An 18,695-nucleotide genomic window follows, 5' to 3' on the forward strand; every position below is an offset into this window, starting at 1 on the left:
TCTTTGCCCCGGCGCAAGAGCGCCTTCCAGCCGGACCGTCCCGTCCTGGTCGCATCCGCAAACGTTCGCGCCCCATCTTTTTCGCCTAATCTCTACAAGGCACGGCCAAACCGCCACCAAGCCACCGATCTACCCGCGCAAACGCCTTTCACATTAGTAACCCCACTGTCACACGCGTTTCACGGTTAGTCACGTTACTGTCACAAAGAGACCCTAAGCTTCGCGGTGTTCAGTTATCCGCTCACACCGCTCACACCTTGGAGGTTTCGATGAAATTGATGCAAACCGTGTTCGCTGGCGTCGCTGGCGCGTTCTTCGCGATGGCCGCAAACGCAGCAGACATCACCGGCGCGGGCAGCACCTTCGCAGCACCGATCTACACGAAGTGGGCCGACGCCTATCAGAAGTCCGGCGGCGGCAAGGTTAACTACCAGGGCATCGGCTCGTCGGGCGGCGTGAAGCAGATCATCGCCAAGACGGTCGATTTCGCCGGTTCCGACGCTCCGCTGAAGGACGACGAACTCGCGAAAGACGGCCTGTTCCAGTTCCCGACGGTGGTGGGCGGCGTGGTGCCGGTCGTCAACGTGCCGGGCGTGAAGCCGGCTGAACTGGTGCTGTCGGGCGAAGTGCTGGGCGACATCTATCTGGGCAAGATCAAGAAGTGGAACGATCCGGCGATCGTTGCACTGAACCCGAAGGTCAAGCTGCCCGACACGGACATCGCCGTGGTGCGCCGCGCCGACGGTTCGGGCACGAGCTTCATCTGGACGAACTACCTGTCGAAGGTCAACACGGAATGGAAGTCGAAGGTCGGTGAAGGTTCGACGGTCAACTGGCCGACGGGCACGGGCGGCAAGGGCAACGACGGCGTCGCGGCTTTCGTGCAACGCCTGCCGGGCGCAATCGGTTACGTCGAATGGGCGTACGCGAAGCAGAACCACATGACCTACGTCGCGCTGAAGAATTCGACGGGCACGGTGGTCGAGCCGAAGACGGACACGTTCAAGGCAGCGGCAGCGGGCGCGGACTGGTCGAAGTCGTTCTATCAGATCCTGACGAACGAGCCGGGCAAGAACGCATGGCCGATCGTCGGCGCAACCTTCGTGCTGTTGCACACGACGCAGGAAAAGGCGCCGCAAGGCAGCGAAACGCTGAAGTTCTTCGACTGGGCGTTCAAGAACGGCACGCAGGCCGCGAACGATCTGGACTACATCTCGCTGCCGGAATCGGTCGTGTCGGAAATCAAGACGCAGTGGAAGTCGAAGGTGAAGGACGCTTCGGGCAAGCCGATCGCCGAGTAAGCACCGCCCCCGCAGTAATGGGCAACCGCTTCACGTAACACATTGGCCGTCCTCGCGTGAGGACGGCCAATGGCATTGACCGGCGCCGCTTTCATCGGCCGAACCTGGCGGGCGCCAGCGTCATCAGTGCATGTACGCACCACCTGCATCATCCGCCGCGCGACATACGTCGCATGGCAACTGGAAAAGGTCCATCAGGCTCTTATGTCCGACATCCAATTAGCGTCAGGCGCAACGGGAGCGACGCCGCCAGGCAGCGCCTCGCAGCAGAAAGCGCCCAGCCGCGCCGGCGACGTGATCTTCGGCGGCCTTGCGCGCCTCGCCGCCATCGTTACGCTGTTGCTGCTCGGCGGCATCATTGTGTCGCTCGTCGTCGCTTCCATGCCGTCGATCAGGCAGTTCGGCCTCAGCTTCCTCTGGAACGCCGAATGGGACCCGCCCAGCAAGCAGTTCGGCGCGCTGGTGCCGATCTACGGCACGATCGCCACGTCGATCATTGCACTCATCATCGCGGTGCCTGTGAGCTTCGGCATCGCGCTCTTTCTGACCGAACTCTCGCCCGCGTGGCTGCGCCGGCCGCTCGGCATCGCGATCGAACTGCTGGCCGCGATTCCGTCGATCGTCTACGGCATGTGGGGTCTGCTCGTGTTCGCACCGATCTTCGCGACGTGGTTCGAGAAGCCGCTCGGCGCGGTGCTGGGCGGCATTCCGGTGATCGGCGCGCTGTTCCAGGGCGCGCCCATCGGCATCGGCATTCTGTGCGCCGGCGTGATCCTCGCGATCATGATTATTCCGTACATCGCTTCGGTGATGCGCGACGTCTTCGAAGTCACGCCCGTGCTGCTGAAGGAATCGGCGTACGGCATCGGCTGCACGACGTGGGAAGTGATGTGGAAGATCGTGCTGCCCTTCACGAAGAGCGGAGTGATCGGCGGCGTGATGCTCGGCCTCGGCCGCGCGCTCGGCGAAACGATGGCCGTGACCTTCGTGATCGGCAATACGAATCTGCTCGACAACGTGTCGCTCTTTTCGCCGGGCAACAGCATCACGTCGGCGCTCGCCAATGAATTCGCCGAAGCCGATCCGGGCCTGCATACGTCGGCGCTGATGGAGCTCGGCCTGATCCTCTTTGTGATTACCTTTATCGTGCTGGCGATTTCCAAGGTCATGCTGCTGCGTCTCGAGAAAGGGGAGGGCGCGAAATGAGCCGGACCACCTTGAACATGCCGGGTTCGAACGATGCGGCCGCGCTCGAAAAAATGCGCGTGCGTCTGCAAGGACGCCGCCGCCTGCAAAACGCGATCGCGTTGACGCTGTCGCTCGCGGCAATGGCCTTCGGTCTGCTGTGGCTGGTCTGGATTCTGTACACGACGCTGCGTCTGGGCATCGGCGGCTTGTCGGTCGAACTGTTCACGCAGTCCACGCCGCCGCCGAATACCGATGGCGGCGGTCTCGCCAACGCGATCGTCGGCAGCTTGATGCTGGTTGTGCTCGCAACATTCGTCGGCACGCCGATCGGCATTCTCGCCGGCGTCTATCTCGCGGAATACGGGCAGAAGGGCTGGCTCGCGAGCGTCACGCGCTTCATCAACGACATTCTGTTGTCGGCGCCGTCGATCGTCGTCGGTCTCTTCGTCTATGCGCTCGTCGTGGCGAAGATGGGCCACTTCAGCGGCTGGGCCGGCGTGTTCGCGCTCGCGCTGCTGCAGATTCCGATCGTGATCCGCACCACCGAAAACATGCTGAAACTCGTGCCGAACGCGCTGCGTGAAGCGGCGTTCGCACTCGGCACGCCGAAGTGGAAGATGGTGCTGTCGATCACGTTGAAGGCGTCGATTGCGGGCATCGTCACCGGCGTGCTGCTCGCGGTTGCACGCATTGCAGGCGAAACGGCGCCGCTGCTTTTCACCGCGTTGTCGAACCAGTTTTTCTCGGCGGATATGAGCCAGCCGGTGGCCAATCTGCCCGTCACGATCTACAAGTTTGCGATGAGCCCGTTCGCGCAGTGGCAATCGCTCGCGTGGGCCGGCGTCTTCCTGATCACGCTCGCGGTGCTCGGACTGAACATCCTCGCGCGCACGATCTTTTCGAACAAGTAAGGGCGGAGTGTAATCCGATGAACATGGCAGAAACTCAACTCAATCCGATCTCGCGTCCCACTGCGCCCGCCGGTTTCGATCCTGCACAAAGCGGCCAGGAGCCGTCGCCGTCGCGTCCGAAGATCGAGGTCAACGACCTGAACTTCTTCTACGGCAAGTATCACGCGCTGAAGAACATCAACCTGCAGATTCCCGAAGGAAAGGTGACCGCGTTCATCGGTCCGTCGGGCTGCGGAAAGTCGACGCTGCTGCGCACGTTCAACAAGATGTACGCGCTGTATCCCGAGCAACGCGCCGAAGGCGAGATCCTGATGGACGGCGAAAACCTGCTGACGTCCAAGCGCGATATTTCGTTGCTGCGCGCGCGCATCGGCATGGTGTTTCAGAAGCCGACGCCGTTCCCGATGTCGATCTACGACAACATCGCGTTCGGCGTGAAGATGTTCGAATCGCTGCCGCGCTCCGAGATGGACGACCGCGTCGAATGGGCGCTCACGAAGGCCGCGCTCTGGAACGAAGTGAAGGACAAGCTCGGCCAGAGCGGCTACGGTTTGTCGGGCGGCCAGCAGCAGCGTTTGTGCATCGCGCGCGGCATTGCGATCCGTCCTGAAGTGCTGCTGCTCGACGAGCCTTGCTCGGCGCTGGACCCGATTTCGACAGGCCGTATCGAAGAACTGATCGCCGAATTGAAGAGCGATTACACGGTCGTGATCGTCACGCACAACATGCAACAGGCGGCCCGCTGTTCGGACTACACTGCCTATATGTACCTGGGCGAACTGATCGAATTCGGCGACACCGAAAAGATCTTCATCAAGCCGGTCCGTAAAGAAACGGAAGACTACATTACAGGCCGCTTCGGCTAATTCGCCGGGCAAAACAACGGAGTACGACATGTCCGATAAACATTTGTCCAGCCAGTTCGACGCCGACCTGAACCTGGTTTCCTCGAAGGTGCTCGAAATGGGCGGCCTCGTCGAATCGCAGATCGTCAACGCGATGCAGGCGCTCAACGAATTCGACCTCGACATCGCCGAGCAGGTGATCGCCGCCGAAGAGCGTCTGAACAAAATGGAAGTCGAGATCGACGAGGAATGCAGCAACATCATCGCGCGCCGTCAGCCGGCCGCGCGTGACTTGCGTCTGTTGATCGCGATCTCGAAGACCATCACGAACCTCGAGCGCGCCGGCGACGAAGCCGAGAAAATCGCCAAGCGCACCAAGCGTCTGATGGAAGACGGCGCGTCGCGCACCATCAATATCGCCGAGATCAAATTGTCGGGCGAAATGGCGGTGTCGATTCTGCGCCGCGCGCTCGACGCGTTCGCGCGTCTCGACACGGTGGCCGCCGCGCAAATCGTGCGCGACGATAAAGCGATCGACGAAGAATTCCGCGCGTTCGTGCGCAAGCTGATTTCGTACATGACCGAAGATCCGCGTTCCATTTCGGTGGGCCTCGATTTTCTGTTCATTGCGAAGGCGATCGAACGGATCGGCGACCACGCGAAGAACATCGCCGAATTTATTATTTACATCGTGAAGGGCACGGACGTGCGGCACAAGTCGCGCGACGCGCTCGAACGCGAAGCGCTCAGTTAATCCAGAGATAAGGACCAGAGGTGCCGATGCCCAGCAGCATTCTCGTCATTGAAGATGAGCCCGCCATTTCCGAATTGATTTCGGTGAATCTTCAACACGCCGGACACTGCCCGATTCGCGCGTACAACGCGGAACAGGCGCAGAACCTGATCAGCGATGTACTGCCCGACCTCGTGCTGCTCGACTGGATGCTGCCCGGCAAGTCGGGCATTGCGTTCGCGCGCGACCTGCGCAACAACGAACGCACGAAGCACATTCCGATCATCATGCTGACCGCGCGCGGCGACGAGCAGGACAAGGTGCTCGGCCTCGAAATCGGCGCGGACGACTACGTCACCAAACCGTTTTCGCCGAAGGAACTGATGGCGCGCATCAAGGCGGTGCTGCGCCGCCGCGCGCCGCAATTGACCGAAGACGTGGTCGCGATCAACGGATTGAAGCTCGATCCGGCAACGCATCGCGTGGCCGCGCATGCCGAAGGCAGCGAGATCAAGCTCGATCTCGGTCCGACCGAATTCCGTCTGCTGCACTTTTTCATGACGCACCCGGAGCGCGTGCACAGCCGCACGCAACTGCTCGATCAGGTGTGGGGCGATCACGTGTTCGTCGAAGAGCGTACCGTCGACGTGCATATCAAGCGTCTGCGCGCGGCGCTCAAGCCGGCAGGTTGCGATGCTATGATCGAGACGGTCCGCGGCAGCGGCTACCGCCTGGCCAAGAGCGCCTGATCTCAGCTTGATCCTGCGCGATCTCTTGCAGCGGCGGCGCGCACGCCGTTTTCTTCGATCGTTTTAGACCATGAACATCATCTGGGCGCGCTCCGTCGTTTCGATCGTGCTGCTCGCCATCCTGTGCGTGGTGGTCGGCGCATTAGTGAACGTGAAGGCGGCATTGATCCTCGCGGTCGTCATGCTGCTTTTGCAGAGCCTCTTCGGCACTTTCCATAAAGAGCGTTTGTGGCGTTTGCTCGACGCGCCGGTGTACGGCGAAGTGCCGAGCGCCCCCGGCATCTGGGGCGAAATCTACTACCGTTTGCATAAGCTCGCGAAGCGCTGGCATGCGCAGGTGCGCCAGGTGGAGCAGCAGCATTCGCGCTTCATTCAGGCTATTCAGGCGTCGCCGAACGGCGTCGCGATGCTCGACGATCACGATCAGATCGAGTGGTGCAATGCCATTTCCGAAGAACATTTCGGGCTCGACGCGAAGCGCGATTTGCGTCAGCACATCACGCATCTGGTGCGTCAGCCGGACTTCGTGCGCTATCTGAATTCGCACCAGTACGAGCAGATGCTGATCATGCGCGGCATGGGCGAGAAGCGGCAGAACGTGCTGTCCGTGCAGGTGTTTCCTTATGGCGAGAATCGCAAGCTGGTGCTGTCGCAAGACATCACCGAACTCGAGCGCACCGACGCGATGCGCCGCGATTTCGTCGCCAACGTGTCGCATGAACTGAAGACGCCGCTTACGGTTCTGTCGGGCTTTCTCGAAACGATGCGCGAGCTGCCGTTAAGCGAAGCGGAACGCGCGCGTTATCTGGAACTGATGGAGCAGCAGGCGTCGCGCATGCGCCATATCGTGAACGATCTGCTGGTGCTCGCCAAACTCGAGGGCGACAACAAGCCGCCGAGCGATCAGATGATCGACATGCGCGCGGTATTGCGGCATCTGCGCGACGACGCCGAGAGCCTGTCGAGCGACCACCACATCATCACGTTCGAAGCGGACGAAGGGCTGACCGTGACGGGCGTCGAAACCGAACTTTTGAGCGCGTTCGGCAATCTCGTGACCAACGCGATTCGTTATACGCCCGACGGCGGCGCGATCAGAGTGAGCTGGCAGACGCAAGGCGGCGCCGCAGTGTTCTCGGTGACCGATAGCGGCCTCGGCATTCCGGCCGCGGACATTCCGCGGCTCACGGAGCGCTTTTATCGCGTGGACCGCAGCCGCTCGCGCGACACCGGCGGCACGGGCCTCGGACTCGCGATCGTCAAGCATGTGCTGCAACGGCACGACGCGCAGCTCGACGTGAAAAGCGAGGAAGGGCGGGGCAGTACGTTTAGCGTGAAGTTTCCGTTGTATCGCACGACGCGCCGGCAACCGGCGCATGCATAACAGCGCCCCTGTCAAAGACAAAGCCCGCTAAGGAAGCCCGCTAACCAAGCGGGCTTTTTTTATGCATCAGCGCACCCGCATGTGGCGGGTGCCAACACTCACGAGCAGAACTTCGCCAGCAGACTCATCTGCGCGTTGCGCGACGACTTGCCGGGCCGCCGCCGACGATAATGCCCGTCGCTTTGCATGAGCCACGCCGACTGATTGTCGCCGAGAAACGCGGAGAGCCCCTCGGCGATCACACGCCGCTTCAGCCGCCGGTTATTAACCGGAAACGACACTTCGACGCGGCGGAAGAAGTTGCGATCCATCCAGTCCGCACTCGACAGATACACCTGCTCGCGGCCGTCGTCGTAGAAATAATAGATGCGATGATGTTCGAGAAAGCGCCCGACAATCGAGCGCACCGTGATGTTCTCCGACAAACCCGGCACGCCCGGCTGCAACGAGCATACGCCGCGCACGATCAGATCGATCTTCACGCCCGCCTGCGATGCTTCGTACAACTCCGCGATCACCGTGGGTTCGAGCAACGCGTTCATCTTCGCGACGATGCGCGCCTTCTTGCCCGCACGCGCATGCTCGGCTTCGGCACGAATCGCCTCGACGAGTTTCGGATGCAGTGTGAACGGCGATTGCCACAACTCGTGCAGCTTCAGTTCGCCGCCGATGCCGGTCAGTTGCTGGAATACATGATGCACGTCCTCGCAGATCTTCTGGTCCGCTGTCATCAGGCCGAAGTCGGTATAAAGACGCGCGGTGCGCGGATGATAATTGCCGGTGCCGAGATGCACGTAACGCTTGAGCGTCGTCTTGCCGCCCACCGTCGCGCGCCGCACGATCAGCATCATCTTCGCGTGGCACTTGTGGCCGACCACGCCATAGACCACATGCGCGCCGACCGCTTCGAGTTGCGAAGCCCAGTTGATATTCGTTTCTTCGTCGAAGCGCGCAAGCAGTTCGACCACGACCGTCACTTCCTTGCCGTTGCGCGCGGCTTGCATGAGCGCGTCCATTAACGGCGAATCGGTGCCCGTGCGGTAGATGGTCTGCTTGATCGCGACCACGTTCGGATCCTTGGCCGCCTGCAACAACAGTTCGAGCACCGGCTGAAAACTCTCGTACGGATGATGCAGCAGCACGTCGCCCTGATCGATCACGTCGAACATGCTCGCGGCATTCGCGATATGCGCGGGAATAGCCGGAATGTGCGGCACGAACTTGAGGTCCGGCCGATCGACCATCTCCGGCAACTGCATCAAACGCACGAGATTAACCGGACCGTCCGCGTAATAACAGTCCTTGTTCGAGAGGCTGCTTTCGTCGAGCAGACGCCGCACGACATGCGCTGGCGTTTCCGCCGATACTTCGAGCCGCACCGCATTGCCCAGATGCCGCGCGGGCAACTCGCCCTGCAGCGCGACACGCAGATTGGTGATTTCGTCTTCATCGACGAAGAGTTCGCTATTGCGCGTGATGCGAAACTGATTGCAGCTACGCACGACGAGATTCGGAAACAGCTCGCCGACAAAGCGTTGCAGCAGCGAGCTCAGCAGAACGAAACCATGCGGATAGCCCGACAGTTCCTGCGGCATGCGCACGAGCCGCGGCAACGCGCGCGGCGCCTGCACGATGCCCATCATCGCCTGACGGCCGAAGGCGTCCTTGCCTTCCAGTTCAACGACGAAGTTCAGGCTCTTGTTGAGCACGCGCGGAAACGGATGCGCCGGATCGAGGCCGATCGGCGTGAGCACCGGCAGCAGTTCGTCGAAGAAATAATTGCGCGCCCATTCGGTCTGCGCCTCGTTCCATGCTTCGGTGCCGTGAAAATAGATGCCTTCCGCTTCGAGCGCGGTAAGCACGGTGTCGTGCAACATCGTGTACTGCCGATGCACGAGCTTTTGCGCACGCTCGACCACAAGGTCGTACACATGCTGCAGCGACATGCCGTCCGGCGACAGTGCGCCTGGGTTGTCGCGCATCTGCTCCTGCAATCCGGCCATGCGGACTTCGAAGAATTCGTCGAGATTGCTACTGGTGATGCAGATGAAACGCAGGCGTTCGAGCAAAGGAACGGCGGGGTCGGCAGCTTGCGCCAACACGCGCTCGTTGAAACCCAGAATGCCCAGCTCGCGATTCAATAAGGGGTAGCGGATGGACATCGGCAGCGAGAATGGAATTTCGGGTATAGGGGCGGAAAGACGCTCGGAAATTCTCACAATATGATGACATTGTTATGACATTCTCAATGTTATAAATTCTACGCTGTCTTCCTCGCGTGTCGTCAAGCTGACGCAGTGAGTATGGGACCATGGGGCAACCCCATTTTCGCGAGGTGGACATCGTGAGCTCCGGTACGCTTAGAATGGCGTCTTTGAACAGCGCGGCCGGTCGCAAGGCGCCCGGAGCCTCGGGCGGAGGTTCCGCCTTGCTCACATCCACCGCTGCCGCGCTCGCGCGCATGGAGTCCGCATACCCGATGGTCAATACCCCACAACTCCTTGCCGCCGTCGATCTCGGTTCGAATAGCTTCCGGCTGATCGTCGGCCGCGTCGAGGAAACCGACGCCGGCAGCCAGATCTATCAGGTCGATGCGTTGCGCGAGCCGGTGCGGCTCGCCGCCGGATTGTCGCGCGACAAAATGCTCGACCGCGCGTCGCAGGTGCGCGGCTGGGACGCGCTGAAACGCTTCGGCGAGCGGCTGCGCGACTTTCATCCCGATCACGTGCGCGCCGTCGCAACCAACACGCTGCGCATCGCGAAGAATGCCGGCGAATTCCTCGGCGAGGCGCAAGCGGCGCTCGGCTTCCCGATCGAAGTGATCGCGGGCCGCGAGGAAGCGCGGCTCATTTACGCCGGCGCTGCGCACTCCGTGCCGGCGAGTGCGGGCAAGCGGCTCGTGGTGGATATCGGCGGCGGCTCGACGGAGTTCATCATCGGTTCGCATTACACGCCGATCAAGATGGAGAGCCTGTATATCGGCTGCGTGAGCCATAGCCGCACGTTTTTCCCGGCAGGCAACGTCGACGAATACACGATGCGTCAGGCCGAACTCGCCGCGGGCCGGGAAATCCAGATCATTTCGTCCGAATACAAGAAGACCGGTTGGGAGCAGGCCATTGGTTCGTCGGGCACCGCGCGCGCGCTCGCCGAACTGGTCGAGGCAAACGGCTTCAACGATGCAGGTGTCACGCACGGCATTTCGCGCGGCGGCCTGGAGCGCCTGAAGCGCGCGCTGATCAAGGCGGAGAACGTCAACCGGCTGAAGCTCGTCGCGCTGAAGGGCGACCGCATTCCGGTGCTGGCCGGCGGTCTGTCGATCATGATCGCGGTGTTCGACGAACTGGGCGTCGATTACGTCGATACGACGGACGGCGCATTGCGTCTGGGCGTGCTCTACGACCTGCTCGGCCGTTCGCAGCACGAAGACATGCGCACGGTCACCGTCGAAGGCTTCATGCGCCGCTATGGCGTGGATCGCGCGCAGGCGGGGCGCATCGGCGAGCTTGCCGTGCGCTTCTACGATCAGTTCGACGAACCGGACGAAGAACGTCGCGTCGAGAATCGCATGTTCCTCGGCTGGGCGGCGGCGCTGCATGAGATCGGCTTGTCGATCTCGCACAGCGCGTATCACAAGCATTCGGCGTACATCGCGAGCAACGCGGACATGCCCGGCTTTTCGCGCACCGACCAGGCGCGGCTCGCGGCGCTCGTGCTCGGTCACGCGGGCAAGCTCGGCAAGCTGTCGCAAACGCGCGAGGTCGAGTGGCCGCTGCTGTTCTGCTTGCGGCTCGCGGCGCTGCTGTGCCGCCGGCGTGCGGATGTGGGTCTGCCTGGCATCTCGGTCGCGCAGGCCAACGGCGGTTATGAAGTGCGTTTACCGAATGAGTGGGTCGCTAATAATCCGTTGACCGACTACAGCCTGATCCAGGAAGCCGCGGAGTGGGAAAAGGTTGGGATTCCGTATCGAGTGGTTTATACGGACGAGTGACGCATCTGCTTTTCGTTTTGCCAGCCTTTGGCAAAGCAGCTAGAAGATGAAGAAAAGCCCGGTTTTTACCGGGCTTTTCTGTCCATGCGGAGGTTGTGCGCTCAGCGCGGCATGGCATCGCCGAGGAAGTGCCGCGCGTAACGCGCATTGATGTCGGACAGGCGGAACAGCGTCAGGAAATCGGCCGTGTTGAAGTCGGGGTCCCATGCCGGCGCACCGCAAATTTTCGCGCCGAGACGCAGATAGCCTTTGACGAGCGGCGGCGGCGCCACGTTGGCGCCGGTTTGCAGTTCGTCGACGGGCAACGGCGTGTGGGGAAACGCGCGATATTCGGGCGCGGTCAGCGCGCTGTCGCGCAGCGAGCAATACAGGTTCGCGGCGTAGTGGCCGCCGTCGACCATCGCGACGCTCGCGCAGCCGAGCATCGTCTCGTAGCCGTTGTGCTGCATGTAAGCCGCGAGGCCCGCCCACAGCGACATGATCACCGAGCCGCTGCGATAGTCGGGATGCACGCACGAGCGGCCTACTTCGACCATCTTCGCGCGCAGGTGCGTGAGACGCGAGACGTCGAACTCGCTTTCCGCATACAGACGCCCGATGCGCGCCGCCTGGTGCGGCGGCAATGCGCGATACGTGCCGACCACCTTGAGCGTGTCGAGATCGCGCACCAGCAGGTGATCGCAATACGGATCGAACGAATCCACGTCGAGACCGGCGGGACCGGAAAGGCGTGCGCCCATTTCATCGGCGAACACACGGTAACGCAGACGCTGCGCCTCGCGGAGTTCTTCGTCGGTGCGAGCCCACGTGACTCGCAGCCGATGCTGCGCGGTGACCGTCTCTTCAGCGCGGGGCAGGCGGCGGGACTCGAAGATCGAAGCGAGGGGCAGGGTGGGCGTCGGCAGTTCTCGCATTGGGCGTCCTGGTCGAAAAAAGGATGAGTCTTTTTTCGCCAATGTAGTAACGCGTGGTGACGCTCGCATGGCAAAGCTGTGACGATTGGATGACTGCCTGTAAGGGGCAGTGGAGGAATCGTGCGGGGAGGCGGTTTGTGAGGCGCTCCTTGAGGCGCATGCGCGCTTGTTTTATGTGCTGCGGTGCTGCCGCTGCGGTCTTTGCGGCTTGCGGTTTGCGGCCGCGGTTTGCGCGCGGCCTGTGAACTGGTTCAGACCAGCTCGGGCGTGATGGCCGCGTGCAGCACCGCCTGATCGTCGCCGTGGCGCTCCCGGCTCGCGATCCACCATAGGCCGGCTTTCTTGATTGGCCAGCTTGCGTCGCTGCTCGCGAGCAGTCTCGCGGCGACGTGGCCGAGCGTCGGCTGATGACCGACGATCACCACCGTTTCGGCGATGCCTTTCGGCCAGCCGGCGGCGGTCAGCACATCGAGCGCACTGGCATTCGGCGCGAGTTCGCGCACGACGCGGTACTGGTCGCTCAGCGTCTCCGCGGTCTGGATGGTGCGCACGGCGGGACTCGCGAGGATCACGGCGTCGTCGGGCAGGCGCGTGCGCAGCCACTTCGCGACGTTTTGCGCCTGCTTGCGGCCACGCGTGGTGAGCGCGCGGGCGAGATCCGTGGAGGCGTAGTCTTCGGCTTCGGCGTGACGCCAGAGAATCAGATTCATGCGGGCTCCTTTTCTCGAGTCTGAGTGCGGCGAGGGGGCGCGGAGGGGCGAGTTTGGCGGTGTGCTCTGTCCGTGTCCACTGTCGCATGCGGGTGCGGCGGGTTGCAAGGCGGGTGAGGCGGCTTGCCTTGTCACCTCGTCTCGTCTCGTTGCTCGCGTCGAGCGTTCGAATGTCTTACTAGCAGATCGCGGTCCTGAATGCCGCCGGCGGCGGACGCCCAAAAGCAAAAACCCGCGAAGCCGAAGGCTACGCGGGTTCTGTGATGCGCTTAATGCTTGATGCCAATTTCGTGGTCGGAGCGAAAGGATTCGAACCTTCGACCCTCTGATCCCAAATCAGATGCGCTACCAGGCTGCGCTACGCTCCGACGAATCCGAGATTCTACGTGGCTTTAGGTGCCAGAGTCAATCGCGAATTGCGTCGGAGCAAAGTTAGCCGCGTCATATGCGCCCGAGCACCAGCAACACGATGACGATGATCAGCACGACGCCGAGCACGCCGGTCGGGCGGTAGCCCCAACCGCTGCTATACGGCCAGGTCGGCAGCGCACCGATCAGCAGCAGGATAAGCACGATGAGCAGGATGGTTCCGATCGTCATTTGAGTTCTCCCTCTCGGCCCGAAAGGGTGCTGGGCCGCAGTCTGGTTGATCCGGCGCACATTGCTTGTCGCGACAGGCGACGCGCAACGCACGCGCTCCTTGCAGCCTGCGAATCAGCAACGCGCGTGCCCAAGGAGTTGTCGAGGAGGGGGCGAGGGGCGACGAGGGGCGACGGTAGAGCGACGAGCAAGAGCGCCGCTTGGCGCGCGCGGCCACGCGGACGAGATCACTCGACGACCAGAAGCGGATCAGACGCCAGCTCTAGCGAATGCCTTCAAGAAACAAAATCACGCGAACAAAACGACACCGTCCCGCGAGCGCGGGCTCATCTGCAAATGAACGGCGCCAGCCGCGGTTTCAATGCCGGCGACGCATCCAATGCGGCATATGCGGATGCTGATGACTTATCCAGTGATGCAGCATGCCTTCGCCATGTTCGCGTCGATAGGTTCTCGATTCGAAGATGGACAGTGCCAGCAGCACCGCGAGGCCTACTCCGAGTCCGACCAGACCGGCGATCGATTCAGCGTCCATGGCAGTCTCCTTTCACGTTCGGCTGTGACTTTATAGTAGGTCAAGCATCGCGAAATGGCAGAGCCGGCTGCGCGCGCGGCGTCATGGAATGCGCGTTGCGGGTAGACTTCCGCGCTCCCGTCGTGCACACCTTTTCGTTAGAGAGATCAGCGTCTATGTTCCGCGTTTCGATGATTGCATTGCTGCTCGCCGCCGGCGTCGCCGGCTGTGCGGATGGACCGTCCGCGCATCGCGCCGGCCCGCCGAAGGACCCCGCCGATTATCACGGCGTGCCCACCGATACCCACCCGCCCGCGATGGTGCCCGCGCCCGTCGCGCGCTGAGCCTGAGTTGAGTGTTCGTTGAGTTTGCGTCTGCGATAAAGCGAAGCGTCGATGCGGGCACACCGGCGCTTCTGACCCACGCACACTGTTTGCGCGGAATGCGAGGGCTGCAGGCATTCTAGAGCCGCGTCCCTGCGGGATATGTGTGCGCTTGTTTCAAGGCGTAACGGGGAAGGCGGCGAAGCGAGGGCCGGCCAATGGGGAGGCAACAACGAGGCAACAACGAGGCAACAACGAGGCAACAACGAGGCAACAACGAGGCAACAACGAGGCAACAACGAGGCAACGACGAGGCAACGACGAGGCAACGACGAGGCAACGACGAGGCAACGACGAGGCAACGACGAGGCAACGACGAGGCAACGACGATGCAGCCCCGATACAGCGGCGATGCAACCGCAGCGCAGAGCGTATCCGCACTTTTGTGGGCGAGGCAATGACGAAGCAACGGCGGGGCAACGAGGAAGTAGCGACGAAGCAACGTAACCCCGCTACACGCTCGCATTAGCACGACACGCCCCCGAGGAACGACCAGCGCTTCCAAACCCCAACCGCGGGCGACGGCGGAACGCAACGCCCAATCGCCAGAGAAAACGCCCCTACGCCCCCGCCCCCCCGACCCCACGCACCAGCCCCGGCAAATACCGCCCGAGCGTCACACCGCGCGCGGCCATGAAGACGAGCATCGCGGCCCACAGTCCGTGGTTGCCGTACAGCGCGAGCAGCGGCCACGACGCGCCGACGAAAACCGCGAACGACACGATCATCGACGTCATCAGTTCGCGCGTCCGCGTCGCGCCGATAAACACGCCGTCGAGCACATAACCCGCCACCGACACCACCGGCGAAAGCGCCGCCCACGGCAGATACAGCTCGGCCGTGGCGCGCACGCTGGCCTGATCGGTGAGACCTTCGACGATCCACGAACCCGCGCCCGCATACACCAGCGCGAAGCCGCACGCGCCGAGCGCCGACCACAGCGCCGTCACCTTGACCGCCTGCACGAACGCATGCCGGTCGCGCGCGCCGATCGCCGCACCGACGAGCGCCTCGGCCGCGTGCGCGAAACCATCGAGCGCATAAGCCATGAAGGTCTGAAAATTCAGCAGCAGCGCATTGGCGGCGAGCGTCGCGTCGCCTTGCCGCGCGCCGAGATGCGCAAACCATCCGAACGACAGCAGCAAACACAGCGTGCGCACGAAGATGTCGCGATTGAGCACGACGAGCCGCCGCAGCGCCGCGGCGTCGAAGAGCGCTTGGCGGTTCAGCGCAGGCAGACCGCGCGGCCTGCCGTGCCACAGCAGCGCCGCGCCGAGCACGAAGCCGAGCGCGTCCGCGGTGGCGGTGGCCGCGCCGATTCCGGCTACGCCCCAATCGAACGCATGCACGTACACGAAGACGGCGACAATGTTCACACCGTTGATGAATACCTGCGACAGCAACGCGAGCCGCACGCGCTGCGTCCCCAGCAGCCAGCCGAGCACCACGTAGTTGCCGAGCGCGAGCGGCGCCGCCCAGATGCGCGCATGGCAGTAAAGCCGCGCGTTGCGCTGCACCGCTTCGCTGCCGCCGAGCGCGCGCAGCGCGTAATCGATCAGCGGCGCTTGCAGCGCGAGCACCGCTGCGCCGATCACGGCGGCGAGCAACAGCGCGCGCACCACGTTATCGCGTAGCCCCGCATCGTCGCGGGCGCCGTGCGACTGCGCGACGAGGCCCGTCGTGCCCATGCGCAGAAAGCCGAAACCCCAGAACACGAAGTTGAAAAAGAGCCCGCCGAGCGCGACGCCGCCCAGATACGACGCGCCGTCCAGGTGTCCGGCGACGGCGGTATCGACGGCGCCGAGAATCGGCTGCGTCAGATTCGCGAGGACGATCGGAAACGCAAGCGCGAGCACGCGGCGGTGCCAGCGCACCGGCGGCGCGGACGCGGGCGCGGGCACCGGCTGCGCGGCTTCGCTCAATGGCGTTCCTGCACGCACACCCACGGCGACACGACCACGGCCCACAGGTCAGGATTGCGCGCGGCGAAGTCGGCGGCGGTTTCCGCTTGCACACGCTCGACCAGTCCGGACGACAGCCATTGCGTGACCTGCGCGGTGTCGTCGCTGGCGATGGCTTCGGCCACGCTCACCAGATCGAGGTCGCTCGCGACGCGCAGCAGCATGCCGCGCGCAAAAAAGCGTTCCAGCTCCGGCCAGCCGATTTTCGCGGTTTCGGCGAGCAGTTTGGTGTACAGAGGGCTGTGGGTCGCGTCGTTGGGAGTCATCGTAAGCGGGGTTCTGGCGGGGGTCGATACTATAAACCATCGGCGCGGGCAGCCTGCGCGGCGCGCAGCGTTCCGCGGCGCCGGGCCGTTGGGCAGTGATTCGATTCTGAACCTTCATGTCGCGCGGTTCAACGGCGCGAGCGGCTCATAAAAACCATTGCCGCGCGAACGGATTATGACTTTCGGCCGACTTGTGCCGCGACGTTCGAACGATTAACATCTGATTATTAATTATGAGCAGACGATTTTAATCAGCCGGTTCTGTCTGTCTATTTAAAGTTGGGACATTTCGCCAATTGCGAACTTCTCTGGAGGATATTCGGTCGGCACAGGCGCGGTCAATCACGCTAGTTAATAGAAATGGTGCGGTGGCGCACTAAGCGATTTTCGCGGCACTGCCCGATGAGATCACGTCCGGCGTGTCCGCTCAACATCGCTGTAAAACTTTCCTCAGCCCAATACGCGGGGCCCGGCACGAGCATTGCTCCATGCGGGTCTCGGGCGCATTAGGCAAATTGGCTTATGAATTAAAGAGCCCGTTGATCAGCAGATAAGAGCCCCGTGCACGCCTTTTATTCACCGAGTCTTGCGTTCACATAATGCGGAATCCGTGCGTCGCATCACACTGTTCGGATAATTAATATATTGCGCTTGTAAAAGCCGGTTGTTAAATTTCGTTCTGGCGCATGGTGAACCGGTCCTTTGCCGATATGCGCCGAACCCCCGTTAGCCCGGCCTCGCGCCGGGCTTTTTTTTGCCTGCTTTTTAACCGCGGTCACCGCGACGACATACGTCGCGCGGATCATTAAACTTACCTTTCCTTTCGTCGATTATGAACGGGGTAATCATTTTCGTCGCGCTGTGGCCGATTGCATTCGCGGCTTTGCTGGCCTTCGCCGCGCACATCGAACCGGGTTCAGGGCGCTGGCTGCGCCGTCGGCTGGATTCACCGCAATCGGGCGGCGCGGCCAGCGCGGCTTATTGCTTGCAGCGGACGACCATCGACCGGTTCTTCACGTTCGCGCCGAAAATGCCGCCCACGGTGCCGCCCGAGGTGGCGCCGTTATCCACATCTTTCGAAACGACGTCGTAGCCGTAATTGCCGCAGACTTCGCCCGCGCGTTTATAGCATTCGGCCCAGCTCGTGCTCGCGTCGCTGCCGCTGCAGTTGATCGCGAAGCCGGTGTCGCCGCTCGGCAAGTAGGTCATGGTGGTGGTCGTGGAACAGCCGGCCAGGCTGCCCAGTGTCAGCACGCCGACACCGATCGCCGCGGCCGTCGCCACGGACGCCAATGCGCTCTTCATTACGGATTTCCTTACAGATGACGTGGCAGACGTGACGGGTGGCCACGTCTGCCGGATTGAGCGTTTATAGCACGCAGGGTTCCCCGCGCGACCGACGCCGCGGCGCGCCTAGCGCGGCGGCAGCGCGCGCGACGGGTCGATCGAGCGGCCCTGATAACGCAGCTCGAAATGCAGCATCACGCGGTTGGTATCGGTGTCGCCGATCTCGGCGATCTTCTGGCCTTGCGTGACGGTTTCGCCTTCCTTCACGAGCAGCGCGCGATTGTGCGCGTAGGCGGTCAGATACTCGGCGTTGTGCTTGAGAATCAGCAGATTGCCGTAGCCGCGCAGTCCGTTGCCGGCATAGACGACGGTGCCGGCCGCCGCGGCGACGACGGGTGTGCCCGCCGGCGCGGCAATGTCGATGCCCTTCGAACTCGAGCCGTCGAAGCCGCGAATGACGCTGCCGCTCGTCGGCCAGATGAGCGAAATCGACGACGACGGCGCGGACGACGGCGCATTGTCGCCCGGCGCGGGACGCGGCGCGGCGGACGCACTCGCGCTGCCATTGCCGTTGCCGTTGCCGTTGCTGCGCACGGCGCCGCTCGTCGAGGCCACACCGTTGGGCGGCTCGACACGCAGCACTTGTCCGACTTCGATGCTGTCGGGGTTCGTCAGGTTGTTCCAGCGCGTGATGCTTTGCACCGATTGCCGGTGACTGCGCGCGATCTTCGACAGCGTGTCGCCCCGTTCGACGCGATAAAAACCCGGACCCACCGGCGCAGACCCGCACGCGGCGATGAGCGCCACCAACGACACGCACGCGAGTCGTTTGATCATTCTTGTTGTTTCAGGCATTGGACCTCGCAAAGCGCTGCCGCGCGCCGATCCCGATCACGCGGCAGGTGGATACAAAGCGTCCGATTCTAACGGTTTTGCGTTGCAGCATCGGAAAAGCGGC

General features: G+C 62.6%; 18 protein-coding genes and 1 tRNA gene. 9 read left to right on the top strand and 10 right to left on the bottom strand.

Annotated features, from left to right (window positions below; genetic code table 11):
- Nucleotides 1-269: 269 nt before the first annotated feature.
- From pstS to phoR, 7 genes are all read left to right on the top strand, one after another.
- Nucleotides 270-1,301 (top strand): phosphate ABC transporter substrate-binding protein PstS, encoded by a 1,032-nt coding sequence (gene pstS, locus P0D87_RS21805; protein WP_006051986.1) that lies wholly within the window; start codon nucleotides 270-272, stop codon nucleotides 1,299-1,301.
- A gap of 204 nt (nucleotides 1,302-1,505) precedes the next feature.
- Entirely contained in the window at nucleotides 1,506-2,507 is a 1,002-nt protein-coding gene (gene pstC, locus P0D87_RS21810; protein WP_053858536.1) for a phosphate ABC transporter permease PstC, read from the top strand.
- Nucleotides 2,504-3,400, top strand: a complete 897-nt coding sequence (gene pstA, locus P0D87_RS21815) for a phosphate ABC transporter permease PstA (protein ID WP_006051988.1) — start codon at nucleotides 2,504-2,506, stop codon at nucleotides 3,398-3,400. The genes pstC and pstA overlap by 4 nt, the downstream gene beginning before the upstream one ends.
- A 17-nt stretch (nucleotides 3,401-3,417) precedes the next feature.
- Nucleotides 3,418-4,266, top strand: a complete 849-nt coding sequence (gene pstB / locus P0D87_RS21820) for a phosphate ABC transporter ATP-binding protein PstB (RefSeq protein WP_006051989.1) — start codon at nucleotides 3,418-3,420, stop codon at nucleotides 4,264-4,266.
- A gap of 28 nt (nucleotides 4,267-4,294) precedes the next feature.
- Nucleotides 4,295-4,999, top strand: coding sequence for a phosphate signaling complex protein PhoU (gene phoU, locus P0D87_RS21825; RefSeq protein ID WP_006051990.1), 705 nt, complete (start codon nucleotides 4,295-4,297; stop codon nucleotides 4,997-4,999).
- A gap of 26 nt (nucleotides 5,000-5,025) precedes the next feature.
- Nucleotides 5,026-5,727 (top strand): phosphate regulon transcriptional regulator PhoB, encoded by a 702-nt coding sequence (phoB, locus tag P0D87_RS21830; protein WP_006051991.1) that lies wholly within the window; start codon nucleotides 5,026-5,028, stop codon nucleotides 5,725-5,727.
- A gap of 70 nt (nucleotides 5,728-5,797) precedes the next feature.
- Nucleotides 5,798-7,111, top strand: coding sequence for a phosphate regulon sensor histidine kinase PhoR (phoR, locus tag P0D87_RS21835; protein ID WP_006051992.1), 1,314 nt, complete (start codon nucleotides 5,798-5,800; stop codon nucleotides 7,109-7,111).
- Between the two features lie 98 nt (nucleotides 7,112-7,209).
- Here the strand turns inward: phoR and ppk1 are convergent, their stop codons facing one another.
- Nucleotides 7,210-9,273 carry a polyphosphate kinase 1 gene (gene ppk1, locus P0D87_RS21840; protein ID WP_006051993.1) on the bottom strand — a complete coding sequence of 688 codons (2,064 nt, stop codon included), beginning with the start codon at nucleotides 9,271-9,273 and terminating at the stop codon, nucleotides 7,210-7,212.
- A gap of 203 nt (nucleotides 9,274-9,476) precedes the next feature.
- Here ppk1 and ppx point away from each other — a divergent pair, with 203 nt between their 5' ends.
- Complete coding sequence (gene ppx / locus P0D87_RS21845) at nucleotides 9,477-11,102, top strand: exopolyphosphatase (protein WP_053858535.1); 1,626 nt, start codon at nucleotides 9,477-9,479, stop codon at nucleotides 11,100-11,102.
- Between the two features lie 101 nt (nucleotides 11,103-11,203).
- On the opposite strand, the gene P0D87_RS21850 is transcribed toward ppx, so the two are convergent.
- The 5 genes from P0D87_RS21850 to P0D87_RS21870 form a co-directional block, all read right to left on the bottom strand.
- Complete coding sequence (locus tag P0D87_RS21850; protein WP_006051995.1) at nucleotides 11,204-12,016, bottom strand: GNAT family N-acetyltransferase; 813 nt, start codon at nucleotides 12,014-12,016, stop codon at nucleotides 11,204-11,206.
- Between the two features lie 251 nt (nucleotides 12,017-12,267).
- Nucleotides 12,268-12,726 (bottom strand): SixA phosphatase family protein, encoded by a 459-nt coding sequence (locus tag P0D87_RS21855; RefSeq protein WP_006051996.1) that lies wholly within the window; start codon nucleotides 12,724-12,726, stop codon nucleotides 12,268-12,270.
- 291 nt (nucleotides 12,727-13,017) lie between these two features.
- Nucleotides 13,018-13,094, bottom strand: a tRNA-Pro gene (locus tag P0D87_RS21860).
- Between the two features lie 73 nt (nucleotides 13,095-13,167).
- A complete protein-coding gene (locus P0D87_RS21865; protein ID WP_006051997.1) occupies nucleotides 13,168-13,326 on the bottom strand; it encodes a DUF3309 family protein in 159 nt (52 codons plus the stop codon).
- Between the two features lie 358 nt (nucleotides 13,327-13,684).
- Nucleotides 13,685-13,861: a hypothetical protein gene (locus tag P0D87_RS21870; protein WP_006051998.1), complete on the bottom strand. Its 177-nt coding sequence runs from the start codon at nucleotides 13,859-13,861 to the stop codon at nucleotides 13,685-13,687.
- A gap of 155 nt (nucleotides 13,862-14,016) precedes the next feature.
- Here P0D87_RS21870 and P0D87_RS21875 point away from each other — a divergent pair, with 155 nt between their 5' ends.
- On the top strand, nucleotides 14,017-14,184 hold the full coding sequence (locus tag P0D87_RS21875; protein ID WP_165919785.1) for a hypothetical protein: 168 nt from the start codon (nucleotides 14,017-14,019) through the stop codon (nucleotides 14,182-14,184).
- Nucleotides 14,185-14,783: 599 nt separating this feature from the next.
- On the opposite strand, the gene P0D87_RS21880 is transcribed toward P0D87_RS21875, so the two are convergent.
- The 4 genes from P0D87_RS21880 to P0D87_RS21895 all read right to left on the bottom strand — a co-directional run bounded on the left by P0D87_RS21880 (nucleotide 14,784) and on the right by P0D87_RS21895 (nucleotide 18,592).
- Nucleotides 14,784-16,145, bottom strand: coding sequence for an MATE family efflux transporter (locus P0D87_RS21880; RefSeq protein WP_053858534.1), 1,362 nt, complete (start codon nucleotides 16,143-16,145; stop codon nucleotides 14,784-14,786).
- Nucleotides 16,142-16,450: a DUF2288 domain-containing protein gene (locus tag P0D87_RS21885; RefSeq protein ID WP_053858533.1), complete on the bottom strand. Its 309-nt coding sequence runs from the start codon at nucleotides 16,448-16,450 to the stop codon at nucleotides 16,142-16,144. Before P0D87_RS21885 ends, P0D87_RS21880 begins: the two co-directional genes overlap by 4 nt.
- 978 nt (nucleotides 16,451-17,428) lie before the next feature.
- The gene (locus P0D87_RS21890; protein ID WP_006052003.1) at nucleotides 17,429-17,755 is read right to left on the bottom strand and encodes a hypothetical protein; all 327 of its coding nucleotides are present in this window, start codon (nucleotides 17,753-17,755) and stop codon (nucleotides 17,429-17,431) included.
- Between the two features lie 108 nt (nucleotides 17,756-17,863).
- Complete coding sequence (locus tag P0D87_RS21895) at nucleotides 17,864-18,592, bottom strand: peptidoglycan DD-metalloendopeptidase family protein (RefSeq protein WP_053858532.1); 729 nt, start codon at nucleotides 18,590-18,592, stop codon at nucleotides 17,864-17,866.
- Between the last annotated feature and the right edge of the window lie 103 nt (nucleotides 18,593-18,695).

This window comes from Paraburkholderia sp. RL17-368-BIF-A (assembly GCF_046054045.1).
In the GTDB taxonomy this organism is placed as follows: Bacteria; Pseudomonadota; Gammaproteobacteria; order Burkholderiales; family Burkholderiaceae; genus Paraburkholderia; species Paraburkholderia graminis.